Genomic DNA, 14,992 nt, shown 5'->3' with positions numbered 1-14,992 from the left:
CTTGCTCAGGGAAGGCGCAGGCGTGTCTCCGCATCGAACAGGTGCAGCCGGTCGAGGTCGCACGCGAGTTTCACTGCGGCTCCGGCCGCCGGCACGAAGCGGCCATCCGCCATGCCGACCACTTCGCGGCCGGCCAGCTTGACGATGACCTGCGTCGTGACGCCAAGCGGTTCGGCCACGACCACGGTGGCGTCGAGCTTCTGCCGCCCTGCGGAGCGGGCGTCGGGTGCATCAACCGGCTCGACCGAGAGATTGTCGGGCCGCAGGCCCATCAGGACCTTGCTGCGGTTGCCGAGGCGTGCGGCAGCGTCAGGGGCGAGGGTGAGAGCTGCGCCGCCGGGCTCCAGTGCCAGTGCGGGAGCTCCGTTCTGCTGGGCCACGGAGACATCCAGCAGGTTCATCGTCGGCGTACCGATGAAGCCGGCGACAAAGGCGCTCGCAGGCGTGTGGAAGACGTCGAGCGGCGTGCCGACCTGCTCGATCCGCCCGTCGCGCATGATCACGATTCTGTCGGCGAGCGTCATCGCCTCGATCTGGTCATGCGTCACATAGACGATGGTGGTGCCGATCGACTGGTGCAGCCGCTTGATCTCGGTGCGCATCTGGCCGCGCAGCTGGGCATCGAGATTGGAGAGCGGTTCGTCGAAGAGGAAGACGGTGGGATCGCGCACGATGGCGCGGCCCATGGCGACGCGCTGGCGTTGGCCGCCGGAGAGCGCATTCGGCCGGCGCTCGAGCAAGTCGGTCAGCCCGAGCAGGGCCGCCGCTTCGCGCACCTTGCGGTCGATCTCGGCCTTCGGCAGTTTCGCGGCGTAGAGCCCGAAGGCGATGTTCCGGTGCACCGTCATATGCGGATAGAGCGCATAGTTCTGGAACACCATCGCGATGTTCCGGTCCTTGGGCTCCAGCGTGTTCACAACGCGCCCGGCTATCGAGATCGTGCCGTCGCTGAGGCTCTCGAGCCCGGCGATCATCCTGAGAGTCGTCGACTTGCCGCAACCGGAAGGGCCGACCACGACGATGAACTCGCCATCGGCGATCTCGAGGTCGATGCCGTGGACAATGCCGACATCGCCATAGCGCTTGACGACCTTGCTGAGCGAAACGCTGGCCATCGGCTCAAAGTCCCTTCGGCACGGAGAAGGAGGCGATGGCGCCGGACAGCGTCTTGCCCGCTGCGCCGTCACGTGCCGCGTGGCGGGCAATCAGCTCTCGCGCCTGTGCGGTTTCCGCCTCGTAGAGGGAGAGGCTTTCGGCGATCGCGGCAGGCGCCGGTCCGCCGGGCAGGGTCCGCACCGAGACGAAATAGTCCGGTGTCACGGCCTCGCGGAACTCCGCCTCGGTCAGCACCGGGTCGCGGTCGACGACCTGACGGAACAAGGCGACGAACTCGGCATAGGGCACCGTGCCGAGGGTCTGCCGGGTCGCCTGCAGATGCTTTGCCATCGCAGCGGCGACATGATGCGTGATGGCGAAGGGCAGCTTTTCACGGCGCACCAGCGTGTCGGCGAGCTCGGTGATCGTGGCGTAGGAAGCTTCGATATTGGCCCGCGCCCGCTTCTCGTCGACCTTGGCGGATGCGAAGACCCCGCCGAGCAGGCCAAGCGCGCGTTCGGCCATGATGAACGCCTCGTAGCCCTGGCCGTGTACCTCGTGTTCGTTGTCATTCATGTCGGTAAAAGGCGTGTTGTGCAGGGCGAGCAGCACCGCGTCGCATTTGCCCGCCGTCAGCGAAGCCATCAGGCGCAGATGCTCGACGGGAACCGGATTGCGCTTCTGCGGCATGATCGAGGAGATCTGCACGAAGCCGTCGGAAAAGCGCAGTTGCCCGACCTCGAACGAGGTCCAGAAGGCGAGATCCTGCGCGAAGCGGCCGAGATTCAGCGCCAGCACCCGCAGGGCCGAATAGACGCCGGCGGTATAGTCGCTCGAGGCGATGCAGCCATAGGAGTTGCGCAGGAAACCGGGGAAGCCGAGCAGGTTCGCGACGCGGGCGCGGTCGAGCGGGAAGCCGGTCGTGGTGATGGCAGCCGCGCCCATCGTGCTGAGGTCGACGACCTCGCGCGCCTGCATCAGCCGGGTCACGTCGCGCAGCAGCACCTCGATCACCGCGCCGAGATAGTGCCCATAGGTCGAGGGCTGGGCCGGCTGGCCGTGGGTATAGGCGAGGATCAGCGTGCCAGCCTCCTCGCGCGAACGCCGGATCAGCGTTGCGATCAGGTCGAGCAACTGCAGGCCAAGCGCATCGAGCCGCTCGCGCAGCGCGAGCTTGAACAGGGTGTGGTCGATATCGTTGCGTGAGCGCCCGGTATGCAGGCGCCCGGCGATGTCCTTGCCGATCAGTGCCGCGAGCTTGGTCTCGATGAAGAAGAACAGGTCCTCGTGCTCGCCGGTATAGGCGGCCGGTTCGGCTCCGGTGAGTTCACGCTCCACGATGTCGAGAGCGCCAAAGATCGCTGCCGCTTCGGTGCGGGTCAGCAGGCTTTGCTCGGCCAGCATGACGCCATGGGCGCGGTGCAGGCGCAGGAGATGCGCGAGATGATGCGCCTGGCTATGGGCAAAGCCCGGCGCCAGCACGGTGCGGGCATAGACCGGAGCCGGAAAACGGTCGTCGCTGCCGGAATGGGCGTCGGGCGTAGGCGCGTTCATGCGAGGATCAGCCTTTCAGGCCCGCGAGCACGACGCCGCGGATGATATAGCGCTGGAAGATGACGAAGACGACGAGCGTCGGCAGCGTCGCGATGGTGGCGCCGGCCATGATCAGCTCCCAATCGGTCAGGAACTCGCCGGAGAAGGAGGCAAGGCCAACGGGCAGCGTGTAGAGCGCGCGGTCATTGGTGGCGATCAGCGGCCAGAGGAAAGCGGTCCAATTGCCGAGGAAGGTGAAGATCGCCAAGGCCGACAGTGCCGGCGTCACCAGCGGCAAGGCCACCTTCCACCAGATCGCAAATTCGCCGAGCCCGTCGATGCGCGCGGCATGAATGTAGTCATCGGGCACGCCGGCGAAGAACTGCCGCATCAGGAAGACGCCGAAGCCGGTCATCAGCCCGGGAAACATGATGCCCCAATAGCTGTTCAGCCAGCCGAAGTTCTTGGCCATTAGATACCAGGGTACGACCAGCATCTCGGTCGGGATCATCAGCGTCGTCAGGATGGCGATGAACACCACCTCGCGGCCGCGGAACTTGAACTTGGCGAGCGTGTAGCCGATCAGAGAATCGAAAAAGAGCACCGAGAGGGTGACCAGGAAGCTCGTCACCAGCGAATTGATGAACCACAGGCCGAAGCGCGTGTTCTTGAAGATATAGACGTAATTCTCGAAGGTCGGTTCGCGCGGGATGATGTTGAGTTCATAGACCTCGTTGGAAAGCTTCAGCGACGTCGCGACCATGTAGACCAGCGGCATCATCATCGCGATGGCGCCCATGGCGAGCAGCGTCCAGGCGAGCACCTGCCCGGGGCGAGCAGCGAGCTGCAGCCGCCAGTTCGGCATCGGGGAAGCGGCGGAGGCTGCCGTGCTCATGATTTCTCCCGCATCAGCCAGAGTTGGACGAGGCTGACGGTCAGTAAGATCACGAACAGCACCAATGTCTGCGCCGCCGCATAGCCCATCTGATAGGAGCGGAAGGCGGTCTCGTAGATGTAGAGCACCAGTGGTTTGGTGGTGTTCAGCGGCCCGCCGGCGCCGTTGTCGGTCATGTTGTAGACCGTGTCGAAGATGCGCAGGAAGCCGATCGACGAGATCACCACCAGGAAGACGATGGTGGGCTTCAGCAGGGGCAGGGTGATCTGGCGCAGGATCATCCATTTGCCCGCGCCGTCGATCCGCGCCGCCTCGTAATAGCTCGACGGGATGGCACGCAAGCCAGCCATGAACAGCACGATCTGGAAGCCGAGCCCGGCCCAGATCGCCGGCGTCAGTACGGCATAGAGCGCCTGCGTCGTCGAGCGCAGGAAGGGCTGCGCATCGAGCCCTACAGCGTTCAGCATGTTGTTGAGCAGTCCGATCGGTGGCGGCTGGTAGAACCAGCGCCAGACCCAGGCCATCGCCACCGTCGTCGTCAGGTGCGGGATGAAATAGCAGGCCCGGATCAGGCCATGCGCGAAGCGGACCTGGTCGAGATAATAGGCAATGACGAAGGACAGGAGCAGGCTGAGCGGCGTGCCGACCATGAGGTAGACGAACGTGTTCTTGAAGGCGAGCCAGAACACCGGATCGCCCAGCATCTTCCGGAAATTGTCGAGCCCGATGAAGACCGGCTTCGAGAGCAGGTTCCACTGCATGAAGGCGATGCCGAACGATTCCAGCGCTGGATAGAAGCGGATCACTGCGAAGAACACGATCGGCACGGCAAGGAACGCCCAGGCCGTGAGCGCCTGCTTCGTCTCGATCGTCAATCCCGCATAGCCCCGCATTCTTCCCATCCCGTTCCGGCGTCCCCGCTTTGAGTTATCCGATTAAATCAAGTCCGTTGATTTAATACGAAGCCGGCGACATGATGCAAGCCCCGCTTCGCGCCAGGCCCACAGGCTCTGCATTTCCGTCGGAAGGTTCGCGCCGCACATGAGCGTATCCGGTCTCGCCCCGTTCGATCGCCGCGGCCATCATCGCCGCGTGGTGATCGAAGCGTTGCGGCGTTCCGGTGCAGCCTCGCGTGCGGAGATCGCCGAGGCGACCGGGCTCTCGGCCCAGACCGTCTCGACCGTCACCGACGAGCTTTGCCGCGAAGGGCTGGTGAGCATCGTCGGACGGCGCGCCTCAGCGCGCGGCCAGCCGCCGATCGACCTCGCGCTGGCGCTGGATGGCGGCTTTGCCGTCGGTGTGCAGGTCGAGCCCGGCCGGATGACCGGCATCCTGGTTGATCTCGGCGCCCATGTCCGGGCCGAGCACAGCCTCGATTGCGATACGCGCCGCCCTGATCTCGCCCTCCCGAGCCTGATTGCGCTGGTTGCCGAACTGGTCGAGCAAGGCCGCATCGCGCGGGCCCGGCTCTGGGGCGTCGGCATCGCCCTGCCGGGGCCGTTCGGTGACGTCGCCGAGAGCGAACAGGACCCGCTCGCCATGGCAGCCTGGTCGCGGCTTCCGTTTCGCGAAGCCTTCTCGGTGGGATTGAACCTGCCGGTCATCGTCGGCAACGACGCGACGGCTGCGGCAATCGGCGAGCATCTGCATGGAGTTGCGCGCGACCTGCGCAGCTTCGTCTATCTCTATCTCGCCGAAGGCATCGGTGGCGGGCTTTTCATCGAGGGACAGCCGGTGACCGGCGCCTTCGGCAATGCCGGCGAGATTGGCCGGATGATCGTCGGCCATGACCCTGATCGGGGCGGGCTTGTGACGCTGGAAGCGCGGGCTTCGCTGCATGCGCTGCGCCAGATGCTGGGCGAGGCCGGGGTCGGGGATGCCGACAATTGTGCGGTTGAACGGCTCTTCGAAGGTCACGAGGCGATCGTCGAATGCTGGATCACGGAGGCCGCACGCCATTTGCGCATCGCGATCGCGAATATCGAGAACCTGCTCGATCCCGAGACCATTGTGATTGGTGGGCAGGTGCCGGAGCCGGTTCTGGCTGCCCTGATGCAGGCCATCGCGCCGCTACCGGCCTCCGTCAGCCAGCGCGAGGGTCGTCACCAGCCGCGCTTGCTGACTGGGCGCGCCGGCCGCAATTCGCCGGCGCTCGGCGGCGCGACCTTGCCCTTGTTCAGTGGCCTGACCCCGCATCCGCGCGCGGCAAAACTGCCGAAACCGGCACGGACGGCAAGAGCAGCGGAGCTTGGAAAATCCCGGGCGAATGGCAGGCGCGATCTGGCGGCGGGGAGCTGAAGGCTATGGTGCCGGCTTGTCCCTCGGTGGAGATCGAACCAACCGGCCTACCCGTGGAGTGGTTGGTAGGCGAGGGCGCCTGTCGCCTCGTCTTCCGCGATCCGGCCGAAGGCCTCGGACTCGATGAAATGCCCGGCGGCAACGATCGCCCCGGTTTTGGCCGCACGTTCCGCCAGGGCACTGCGGCTCTGTCGCGCCAAACCCTGGTCGCGGTCGGCGCGATGGCACCAGTCGGGAACCGCGATCTGGGCTGGGTTGTGCCAGCTGTCTCCGGCGATCAGGACGGGGCGGCCCGCACCTTCTATCAGGATTGCGTGATGGCCGGCGGTATGGCCGGGTGCGGGCAGGAGCGAGGCGGTGATTGTGCCACTGCTGAAGATCGGCAGTCCGGCCTCCGCGGCCTCAAGCCGGCGGCTCTCGATGATCGGCGCGATGCTGCGCCGGTAGGCGGCGACATGATGCGGCAGAGCTGCTTCCTCGCCCTGAGCCTGCCAATGCGCGATCTCGGCTGCCGGCGCGAGATAGCGCGCATGGCTGAAGCGGGGGGCGCCCGTCTCGTCGAGTGCCCAGCCGACATGGTCGAGATGGAAATGGCTGAAGACCACGAGCGAGACTGCGTTCGGATCGAGCCCGGCAGCCTCGAACTCCTCCGGCAGGCGGCCGCCGAGACCATTGAAATAGGGGTCGGGGCCGGGACCGAGGCCGGCATCGACCATGATGATGCGGCCATCGAGGCAGAGCAGCGCGAAGACGCCGAAACGCGTGTGGAACGTGTCGTCGGGGAACCAGCGGGCCGTCAGTTCAGGATGCGCCGCGAAATCGGCTTCGGGAAACGCATAGTTCGATGCAGCCGGCGCGGGCGCGGCATCGGTCAGCGCAAACAGCGTCGCGCCGTCGAGGTCCAGTCGCCGCATTTCGGTCTCCAGCCACAGATGCGGGCCAGCGCCCGCCTGTTCCACGCCTGCCATCCTTCATCAGCGACAACAAGGGAGAGTAGACCATGACGACAGACAACCAGGGCTTCCGGCTCAGCCGGCGCAGCTTCGCGACCGGGGCCGCTGCGGCGGGCCTGACCGTGGCGGCGCCCAGTGTGCTTCGCGCCCAGACCGTGCAGATCGAGTACTGGCAGTACTTCTTCAAGGAACGCGTCGAGGCGATGGATGCGCTCATCCAGCAGTTCGAGGCTGCCAATCCGGGCATCAAGGTCAAGCACACGCATTTCCCCTATGCCCAGTACCGGACCAAGACGGCGGCTGCCGTGCCGGCGGGCGAGGGGCCCGATGTCCTGCAGCTCTTCTTCGGTTGGATGCGCGAATACGCCAAGTCGAAGCTGATCCAGCCGCTGCCGGCCGAGCATTTCAAGGTTGCCGATATCGACAAGAACTATTTCGAGTTCGTCCGGATGATGCGGACGAACGAGGGATATTGGGCGCTTCCGACCGCGGTGCGCAGCCTCGGCCTGTTCTACAACACGACGCTGCTGAGCAAGCCGGGTGCGTCCGGCGGCAAGCCGCCGGTGACGCTCGACGACATGCTGAAGAACGCACTGGCCGTCACTGAGCGCGACTCGCGCGGCAACATCACCACGGCCGGCGCGACCATCGGCATCCCCTCGCAGGACTACCATTGGTGGCGCGAGATCCTGCTGCGCCAGTTCGGCGGCAAGCCCTACTCCGACGATGGCCGCACCGTGACCTACGCCAACGAGGCGGGGGCCGCGTCCTTCGGCTGGTACACCGATCTGCAGCGCAAGCATAAGGTCGCTGCGGCGGGCTTCCTCTCCGAGAGCCAGGCGGCCTTCAAGGCCGGCAAGGCGGCGCAGCATGTCGATGGTTCGTTCCGCCTCGGCACCTTCAAAAGTGCGCGCGGCTTTGATTGGGGCGTCGCAGAAATGCCGACCCATAACGGTATCGCCAGCAATTACGCCTCCTATTGGGTCAATGGCCTGGCGTCGAGCGCGACCGGAGCGAAGCGCGACGCGGCGCTCAAGTTCCTCGCCTTCATCACCACCAATGAGGCGATGCAGCTTTGGTTCGAAAAGACCGGCGAGCTGCCGGCCAAACCTGAGGTCGCGCTGAGCGCCAAGAATCTGGCCGATCCGCTCTCCGGCCCGATGCTGGCTGGCCTCAAATATGCCCATGCCACCGATTTCGTGGCGGAAGAGGCTCAGGGCCAGATCTTCCAGGACATGCTCGACCGCGTGCTGCTGCAGAACCAGGATCCGCTCGCGGCCCTGAAGGAGGCTGCCGCTGCCGAGCAGAAGCTGATCAACGACTACTACAAGGCCTGAGCCCAAGCCTTGGTCCAACGTCGCCGCCGCCCGGGAGACCGGGTGGCGGCGACGATCTCAGGCTGCGGGCCGCGCGACGACCGGCACGTACTCGTCCAGATCCTCATCAGCAAAATTCACGGTCCGGCCGAGTTCTGCCGAGCGGTAGAGCGCCATCAGCATGTGCACGACGGCGACGCCATCGGCAAAGGTCTCCTCAGGCATCGTGCCGCGCCGGAACGCCTCGACGAAATGCCGGTTCTCCAGCGTGTAGCCATAGACGCCAGCCTCGTCCTCCAGCACCGGCATCAGGCCGTGCTCGGCATTCTGCTTCTCGACCAGGTCTTCGCCGCTTGCACCGCTCACCGCGCGCGAGATGAAGACCTTCAGCCCGGTGTTCAGCGAGCTGAACTCCATCGCATATTCCGGCCCCAGCAGTTCGAGCGTGATCCGGAGCCCAGGCCCGACATAGGCCCATGACGTCGTCGCTTCGATCATCACCTCATTGCCGTCGGGATCCCGCAGGGTGATCAGCCCGCGCGCAAAATCCTCCGACGGGCGCTTGGCATAGTCGACCTCGGGGCCCATCCCGGCCTTGAGTTGCTTGACATAAGCCGGCCGGCTCCATTTCAGCGTGGCGACCGTGGCATTGGCCGAGACCAGCGTCAGGGCATCGCGCGGCTCGCCCGGCGCGGTCAGCAGATGGCGGGCGACCTCGACGCTGTGGCACATCATGTCCGAGAGCACGCCGCCGCCTTGCTTTTCGCCTTGCCAGAACCAGGGCTCGTGCGGGCCGCTATGTTCCTCGGCGGCGCGCGCGATATAGGGCCGTCCGGCGCCGGGTACGGCGCGACGCCAGATGATCTCGCGCCCGCGCTGCACCGCCGTCGAGAACAGTTGGTTCTCAAGATAGCCGTGCAGCAGCCTGGCATCCTCGGCGAGCCTCAGCATCTCGCGCGCCTCGCGCAGCGTCCGGCCCAGCGGCTTCTCGCAGGCGATGGCGCGCAGGCGAGACCGGCCGGATGTCACTGCAGCATGGATCTCGTGCATCGTCTCGACGCGCGTGTGGTTCGGGCTCAACAGCCAGATCGCGTCGATCTCGTCTGAGGTCAGCATGGCCTCCAGGCTGGCGAATGCCTTGCAGGGGCCGAGATCGAGCTCGTTTGCCCGGGTCGCGAGGGCCTCGCGGCGTTCCGCGCGCGGCGAGTAGACGCCGGTGACCGCGACATTGCGGACGCCCATCAGCGCAGTCAGATGGAAATGCGCGATGAAGCCGGAGCCGACGAAGCCGATCCGCAGGGTGGGAAGCAGGGAGTGATCGGGCATGGCCACCTCGTGATCAGTCGCGCGGGTTGAGAACGTCATTGAGCGCATCGCCCAGCAGGTTGAAGCCGATCACCACGACGACGATCGCCAGCCCGGGCCAGATCGCCATCCAGGGGGCCTCCACCAGGAATTGCCGAGCGGCGTCGAGCATGCTGCCCCAGGACGGATCGGGTGGCGCCTGGCCAAGCCCGAGAAAGGCCAGGCTCGCCTCCGCCAGCACCGCGATCGCCGTGGTCAGCGTCGCCTGCACGACGAGCGGCGGCATGATGTTGGGCAGGATATGCGAGATGATGACCTTGCGATGCGAGGCGCCGAGCGAGACCACGGCACTGACATAGTCCTCTTCCCGCACGATCAGGGTCTGCCCACGTGCGAGCCGCACGAAGATCGGCATGGCCGAGATGCCGATGGCAATCATCGCGTTCTGCAGGCTCGGGCCGAGAAAGGCGGCAAGCGCGATCGCCAGCACCAGGAACGGGCAGGCGAGCAATGCGTCGGTCAAACGCGAGATCACGACGTCGGCGACACCACCGAAATAACCGGCGATCAGCCCGAAGGGCACGCCGAAGGCGAGCGCGATCGCCACCGAGAGAAAGCCGGCCGCGAGCGAGGCCCTCGCTCCGAAGATGATGCGTGACAGCACGTCGCGGCCGAGATCGTCGGTGCCGAAGGGGTGGGCGAGCGTCGGACCGAGCCGGATCGCCGACCAATCCGAGGCGTTAGGATCGTAGGGGGCGACAAAGGGTGCGAAGATGGCCATCAGCACGAAGAGGAGCACGATGCTGCCGCCGATCAGCGCCGAGGGTTCGCGCAGCAGGCGTCCCCAGCCCGTGCGGATTCGCATTGGAGCGGACGTGGCGATGATCTCGACCTGGCTCATCCGCGCAGCTTCGGATTGAGCGCCGCATAGGCGATGTCGGCGAGAAGGCTCATCAGCAGGAAGAAACCGGCGGCACACATCACCACGGCCTGGACCACGGCGTAGTCGCGGCTGAACACGCCGTCGACGATCATCTTGCCGAAGCCAGGAATGCCGAAGACCTGTTCCGTCAGCACGGCGCCCGAAAGGAGCTGCCCGAATTGCAGGGTGCCGAGGGTGACGACCGGGATCAACCCGTTACGGAGCGCATGGCGGACCACGACGACGTGCTCGCTCAGGCCCTTGGCGCGTGCTGTGCGGACGAAATCCTGCTTCAGTACGGTCAACATCGAGCTGCGGGTATGGCGCATGATGATGGCGCCGGAGGCGGCACCGAGCACGAGGCTCGGCATGGCCATCGTCTTCAGGTTGCCGAGCGGATCCTCGAAGAAGGGGACATAGCCGCCCGACGGCAGCCAGCCGAGCGAGACTGAGAACAGCAGGATCAGCATGATCCCGAGCCAGAAGCTTGGGATCGAGAGGCCGGCGAGGCCGAACAGGCTGACGGTGTGGTCGAGCGCCGAGCCGCGCCACAGGGCGGCGATAATTCCGGCCGGGATGCCAATCGCGACCGCCATCAGCATCGAGAGCGTCGCGAGTTCGATGGTGACCGGCAGCTTCTCGGCGATCATCGTGCCGATCGGCAGCCGGGTCCGGATCGAGAGACCGAAATCGCCCTGCACGAAGGCGCTCAGCCAGCTCCAGTACTGCACCGGCAGCGGCTGGTCGAACTGGTACTTGGCGCGCAGGAAGGCGATGATCTCCGGGCTGCGATCCTCGCCGGCGAGCGCGAGCGCGGGATCGCCGGGCAGCAGCTTCTGCAGCCCGAACACCATGATCGAGACCAGCAGCAGCGTCGGCACTGCGACGGCCAGGCGCCCCGCCAGGAAGCTGATCATTCCGCGCGCCTTCCGGCCGTCCGCATGTGCCTCACGGCGCCGGCTTGACGCCCTTCAGCCGCAGCAGCCCATCAGGGTACACGCTGAGGCCGCCGACATTGGCGCGCGCCGCGAAGAACCAGTTCGGATGATAGAGCGGGATGCTGGGCAGGTCGGCGAGATAGATGCCGGTGGCCTTCTCGTAGAGCGCCTTGCGCTTGCTGGTGTCCCCCTCGGCTCGGGCGGTGTTCAGGACGGCTTCGAGATCGCGGTTGCAGTATTTATTGAAATTCTGCCCGCCAGCGCAGGAGAAGAAGGCATAGAGGGTCGGGTCCGGGTCACCTCGCCCGCTCCAGTTGCCGATATAGACCTCGAAATTGCCCGCGAGATAGCGCTGGATCGCGCTCGCCGTCTCGAGCGGCAGCAGCTTGACGTCGAAGCCGGCCTCCTTGGCCATGGACTGCACGATCTGCGCGACGCGCGCATCCGTCAGGGCGTTCTCGAAGGTGATCTCGACAGGCACGCTGGTCGCGCCGGCCTGTGCCATCAGGGCCTTGGCCGCGGCGACGTCACGGGCTGGAACCGGATGCGCCTTCGAATAGAACGGGTCGGAAGGTGGGATCATCTGGTTGTCGGCGGTATACTCACCGTTGAATGCGACGCGGTTGATGATGGCGCGGTCGAGCGAGAGCTCGAAGGCCTTGCGGAGCCGAGCATCCTTGGCGAGGGGGCCGTTGGCCTTGTCGCCCGCGCCGAGATTGACCATCAGATGCGAGACGGCGAGGCCGGGTGCGCCGTGCAGCTTGAGGTTCTTGTCGTCGCGCACGGTCTTGAGATCGGTCGGTGCGATGCGCTCGACGAGATCGAGATCGCCGGCTCGCACGCGTGACAGGCGAACCGTCGAATCCGGCACGTAATAATAGGCCACGCTGTCATAGCCGTAATTGGCGGCGTCCCAGTAATCCGCAAACTTTGTCAGCTTGATCAGGTCGCGCGCCTTGCGCTCGACGAACTTGTAGGGGCCGGCGCAGACGGGCGCATTGGCGAAATCCTCCTTCGCGCCGGCTGCAGGCGAAACCATCATGCCGGCGCGGTCGCTGAGCACGGAGAGCAGGGGGGCGAAAGGCTCCTTGAGCGTCAGGCGCACCTGATCGGGGGCCAAGACCTCGACGCCGGCCACCGCGGAAAGCTCGGCCTTCCGCCGAGAATCCTTTATCGTCAGCATGCGCTCGATGTTGAATTTCACGGCCTCGGCATCGAAGGCGGTGCCGTCGTGGAATTTCACGCCTGGGCGGAGCTTGAAGGTGATCGCCTTCTGGTCCGGCGCCCATTCCCAGCTCTGGGCGAGCTGCGGTGCGATCGTCAGATCAGGCGCAATGTCGACGAGCTTGTCGCACATCGCCGCGAACACGAAGCGGCCGGCATAGGTCCCGCTCGTCGCCGGGTCGAGCGCATCGGGGTCATCCTGGATGCCCACGCGCAGATTGGTGCCCTGGGCCGAAGCGGCGAATGCAGCCCCTGCCAGACTTGCTGTGAGCGCGGCGGCAAAAACCAGTGGTCTTGTCATTCGCATGATCCAGCCTCCCGAGCTGTCTCGTCACCGGCCGTAGCCGAGGTGGCGCCGTCCTGAGCGTGATGCTGACAGGAATGCATGCACGCACTCATGAGTTTGTAAAGATACTTGACGAACAATGCCGCTTGGCGAGAGGATTTAGGCGTATTTTGCATGTGCGAGATTGACAACTGGCAAGAACGATCCGTTATTAGTTCGCATGGTTGACGAATTGACGGATGATCCGCCTCGCCCCGAGGCTTACTCCACTCCGGTTGCGCGCCAGATGTCGGTGCGCTCGGTGATTGAGGCGGTGCTGCATCGCGGCCCGATTTCGCGTGCCGAGCTGGCGCGCATCACCGGTCTGTCGAAGCAGACGACCTCCGAGGTGGTGCGAGCGCTGGAAGATGGCGGCTGGCTGCGTGTGCGCGGGCAGACGCAGGGCGCGGTGGGACGAAGTGCTGTGACCTACGAGATCCAGCAGGACGCCGCCTTCGTGCTCGGCGTGGATCTTGGGGGCACCAAGATCCACGCCGCTCTTGCCAATGTGGTGGGTACGATCGTCGCGGAGGAGATGGAGCCGACGGATTCGCGTGGCGGCCTTGCGGTGGTCGAGCAGATCGGTGCGCTGGCTGAGCGGCTGGCGCGCAAGGCCGGGCTCGCTCCGGGCGGGCTGCGCTGCGCCGCCATGGGCAGCCCGGGCGTGGTCGATCCGCGCTCGGGCAAGATCGAGATTGCCCCCAACATTCCGGGCTTCGACCGTATCCGGGTGGCAGACGAGCTCGAGCGCCGCCTCGGCTGTGCCGTGGTGATCGAGAATGACGTCAATCTCGCAGCGATGGGCGAGCAATGGCAGGGCTGCTGCAAGGATGTCCGCAACTTCGCCTTCATTGCCATGGGCACCGGCATCGGCATGGGTCTGGTTCTGGACGGGCGCCTTGCCCGCGGAGCGAGCGGGGCTGCCGGCGAGATCGCCTTTCTGCCGGTTGGTGGTGATCCCTTCGACTCGCGCGGCCAGTTCCATGGCCCCTTCGAGACCGCGATCGGCAGCGTAGCCATCCTGCAGCGCTACCGCGGCTTCGGCGGCCGCATGGCCGAGGATGTGCGCGGTGTCTTCGCGCAGCTCGCGCAGGGCGAGGAGGCCGCCATCGCGACGCTCGACGAGACGGCGCGTGTCATGGTCCAGGGCATGATGGCGATCCGCGCCGTGGTCGATCCTGAACTGATCGTGCTTGGTGGCAGCATTGGCGTGCGCGACGAACTGATCTCGCGGCTGCGCGCGCTCGTCGCCCGGCATCTGGGAGGAGCCCTGCGGATCGAGCCGAGCGCGCTCGGCAGCCGCGCGACCCTCGTCGGGGCCGTCGGCACGGCGCTGTCACGAATCCATGACAGCCTGTTCGGCCTGACCAGCCTCCAGAGCGACTTCGCTCTCCCCGCCGGGAAGGCGACCGAGACAGCATGAACGTCCATGTCACTGCCCCCGGCCTCGTCGTGCTCGACGATGCCGCCGCCGTCGCCGCGGAGGCTGCGAACAGAATCGTGGCGGAGCTCTCGTCACGGCCCTCGAGTGTGCTTGGCCTCGCAACGGGCAAGACGATGCGCCCCGTCTACGGCGAACTCGTTCAGGCCTATCGCGACGGGCGGGTCTCCTTTGCCGGGAGCACGAGCTTCAACCTCGACGACTATGTCGGCGTGCCGATGCAGCACCCGGCCTCGTTCCCGCGTTTCATGAACGAGACACTGTTCGACAAGGTCGATGTCGATCGCTCCCGCATCTTCATGCCAGACGGCAACGCGTCCGATCTCGCTCGCGAGGCGGCAGCCTTTGAAGCCGCTATCGCAGCCGCCGGCGGCATCGACCTGCAACTGCTCGGCATCGGCTCCAACGGCCATATCGCCTTCAACGAACCCGGCTCGGATTTCGCCTCGCGCACGCGGCTGGTCTCGCTCGCGGCATCGACTCAGGTAGCAAACCAGGGCCCATTCGCCGGAGGCGAGACGCTGCCGGAGTTCGGCATCACCATGGGGATCGGGACGATTCTGGAGGCGCGCCGGATCATCCTGATCGCAACCGGAGCGGGGAAGGCGACGGCTGTGGCCCGAGCGGTCAAGGGGCCGCTCGATCCTGCCTGCCCTGCGTCGATCCTCAGGACACATCGCGACGCGATCATGCTATGCGACCGCGCAGCAGCAGCCGGTTTGAGCTGACGACAAAGGGAAGAGACGA

13 protein-coding genes are annotated in these 14,992 nt (G+C 65.8%); 4 read left to right on the top strand and 9 right to left on the bottom strand.

Annotated elements, in window-relative coordinates:
* Nucleotides 1–5: 5 nt before the first annotated feature.
* From FG93_RS03480 to FG93_RS03465, 4 genes are read right to left on the bottom strand one after another with little or no spacing between them, the layout of a single operon-like run.
* Complete coding sequence (locus FG93_RS03480) at nt 6–1,115, bottom strand: ABC transporter ATP-binding protein (RefSeq protein ID WP_043231632.1); 1,110 nt, start codon at nt 1,113–1,115, stop codon at nt 6–8.
* Nucleotides 1,116–1,119: 4 nt separating this feature from the next.
* Nucleotides 1,120–2,649, bottom strand: a complete 1,530-nt coding sequence (gene argH / locus FG93_RS03475) for an argininosuccinate lyase (RefSeq protein WP_052513310.1) — start codon at nt 2,647–2,649, stop codon at nt 1,120–1,122.
* 7 nt (nt 2,650–2,656) lie between these two features.
* Nucleotides 2,657–3,523 carry a carbohydrate ABC transporter permease gene (locus FG93_RS03470; protein WP_043231630.1) on the bottom strand — a complete coding sequence of 289 codons (867 nt, stop codon included), beginning with the start codon at nt 3,521–3,523 and terminating at the stop codon, nt 2,657–2,659.
* Nucleotides 3,520–4,416 carry a carbohydrate ABC transporter permease gene (locus tag FG93_RS03465; protein WP_210165822.1) on the bottom strand — a complete coding sequence of 299 codons (897 nt, stop codon included), beginning with the start codon at nt 4,414–4,416 and terminating at the stop codon, nt 3,520–3,522. The genes FG93_RS03470 and FG93_RS03465 overlap by 4 nt, the downstream gene beginning before the upstream one ends.
* A 148-nt stretch (nt 4,417–4,564) precedes the next feature.
* On the opposite strand from FG93_RS03465, the gene FG93_RS03460 reads away from it, so the two are divergent.
* The gene (locus FG93_RS03460) at nt 4,565–5,821 is read left to right on the top strand and encodes an ROK family transcriptional regulator (RefSeq protein WP_052513309.1); all 1,257 of its coding nucleotides are present in this window, start codon (nt 4,565–4,567) and stop codon (nt 5,819–5,821) included.
* A gap of 47 nt (nt 5,822–5,868) precedes the next feature.
* On the opposite strand, the gene FG93_RS03455 is transcribed toward FG93_RS03460, so the two are convergent.
* Nucleotides 5,869–6,735 carry an MBL fold metallo-hydrolase gene (locus FG93_RS03455; protein ID WP_161783766.1) on the bottom strand — a complete coding sequence of 289 codons (867 nt, stop codon included), beginning with the start codon at nt 6,733–6,735 and terminating at the stop codon, nt 5,869–5,871.
* Nucleotides 6,736–6,821: 86 nt separating this feature from the next.
* Here FG93_RS03455 and FG93_RS03450 point away from each other — a divergent pair, with 86 nt between their 5' ends.
* Entirely contained in the window at nt 6,822–8,111 is a 1,290-nt protein-coding gene (locus FG93_RS03450; RefSeq protein ID WP_043231626.1) for an extracellular solute-binding protein, read from the top strand.
* Between the two features lie 57 nt (nt 8,112–8,168).
* On the opposite strand, the gene FG93_RS03445 is transcribed toward FG93_RS03450, so the two are convergent.
* The 4 genes from FG93_RS03445 to FG93_RS03430 are packed head-to-tail and all read right to left on the bottom strand — an operon-like array spanning nt 8,169 to nt 12,780.
* Entirely contained in the window at nt 8,169–9,416 is a 1,248-nt protein-coding gene (locus FG93_RS03445; RefSeq protein ID WP_043231964.1) for a Gfo/Idh/MocA family protein, read from the bottom strand.
* A 13-nt stretch (nt 9,417–9,429) separates the two neighbouring features.
* Nucleotides 9,430–10,296, bottom strand: coding sequence for an ABC transporter permease (locus FG93_RS03440; RefSeq protein ID WP_081881269.1), 867 nt, complete (start codon nt 10,294–10,296; stop codon nt 9,430–9,432).
* Nucleotides 10,293–11,234 (bottom strand): ABC transporter permease, encoded by a 942-nt coding sequence (locus FG93_RS03435; protein WP_043231624.1) that lies wholly within the window; start codon nt 11,232–11,234, stop codon nt 10,293–10,295. The genes FG93_RS03440 and FG93_RS03435 overlap by 4 nt, the downstream gene beginning before the upstream one ends.
* A gap of 31 nt (nt 11,235–11,265) precedes the next feature.
* The gene (locus FG93_RS03430; RefSeq protein ID WP_152579279.1) at nt 11,266–12,780 is read right to left on the bottom strand and encodes an ABC transporter substrate-binding protein; all 1,515 of its coding nucleotides are present in this window, start codon (nt 12,778–12,780) and stop codon (nt 11,266–11,268) included.
* Nucleotides 12,781–12,985: 205 nt separating this feature from the next.
* Between FG93_RS03430 and FG93_RS03425 the strand changes: the two genes are divergently transcribed.
* Together FG93_RS03425 and nagB are read left to right on the top strand one after the other, a co-directional pair.
* Nucleotides 12,986–14,227, top strand: a complete 1,242-nt coding sequence (locus FG93_RS03425) for an ROK family transcriptional regulator (RefSeq protein ID WP_052513308.1) — start codon at nt 12,986–12,988, stop codon at nt 14,225–14,227.
* The gene (nagB, locus tag FG93_RS03420) at nt 14,224–14,973 is read left to right on the top strand and encodes a glucosamine-6-phosphate deaminase (protein WP_043231619.1); all 750 of its coding nucleotides are present in this window, start codon (nt 14,224–14,226) and stop codon (nt 14,971–14,973) included. The genes FG93_RS03425 and nagB overlap by 4 nt, the downstream gene beginning before the upstream one ends.
* The last annotated feature ends 19 nt before the right edge of the window (nt 14,974–14,992 follow it).

The sequence above is a fragment of the Allobosea sp. LC85 genome (assembly GCF_000735605.1).
Lineage (GTDB): Bacteria > Pseudomonadota > Alphaproteobacteria > Rhizobiales > Beijerinckiaceae > Allobosea.
This window is presented reverse-complemented; position numbering and strand designations above follow the sequence as displayed.

Bases quoted from the DNA above. Each gene is read 5' to 3' on its own strand.
- FG93_RS03480 (WP_043231632.1), bottom strand. From the start codon at position 1,115: ATGGCCAGCGTTTCGCTCAGCAAGGTCGTCAAGCGCTATGGCGATGTC.
- argH (WP_052513310.1), bottom strand. From the start codon at position 2,649: ATGAACGCGCCTACGCCCGACGCCCATTCCGGCAGCGACGACCGTTTT.
- FG93_RS03470 (WP_043231630.1), bottom strand. From the start codon at position 3,523: ATGAGCACGGCAGCCTCCGCCGCTTCCCCGATGCCGAACTGGCGGCTG.
- FG93_RS03465 (WP_210165822.1), bottom strand. From the start codon at position 4,416: ATGCGGGGCTATGCGGGATTGACGATCGAGACGAAGCAGGCGCTCACG.
- FG93_RS03460 (WP_052513309.1), top strand. From the start codon at position 4,565: ATGAGCGTATCCGGTCTCGCCCCGTTCGATCGCCGCGGCCATCATCGC.
- FG93_RS03455 (WP_161783766.1), bottom strand. From the start codon at position 6,735: ATGCGGCGACTGGACCTCGACGGCGCGACGCTGTTTGCGCTGACCGAT.
- FG93_RS03450 (WP_043231626.1), top strand. From the start codon at position 6,822: ATGACGACAGACAACCAGGGCTTCCGGCTCAGCCGGCGCAGCTTCGCG.
- FG93_RS03445 (WP_043231964.1), bottom strand. From the start codon at position 9,416: ATGCCCGATCACTCCCTGCTTCCCACCCTGCGGATCGGCTTCGTCGGC.
- FG93_RS03440 (WP_081881269.1), bottom strand. From the start codon at position 10,296: ATGAGCCAGGTCGAGATCATCGCCACGTCCGCTCCAATGCGAATCCGC.
- FG93_RS03435 (WP_043231624.1), bottom strand. From the start codon at position 11,234: ATGATCAGCTTCCTGGCGGGGCGCCTGGCCGTCGCAGTGCCGACGCTG.
- FG93_RS03430 (WP_152579279.1), bottom strand. From the start codon at position 12,780: ATGACAAGACCACTGGTTTTTGCCGCCGCGCTCACAGCAAGTCTGGCA.
- FG93_RS03425 (WP_052513308.1), top strand. From the start codon at position 12,986: ATGGTTGACGAATTGACGGATGATCCGCCTCGCCCCGAGGCTTACTCC.
- nagB (WP_043231619.1), top strand. From the start codon at position 14,224: ATGAACGTCCATGTCACTGCCCCCGGCCTCGTCGTGCTCGACGATGCC.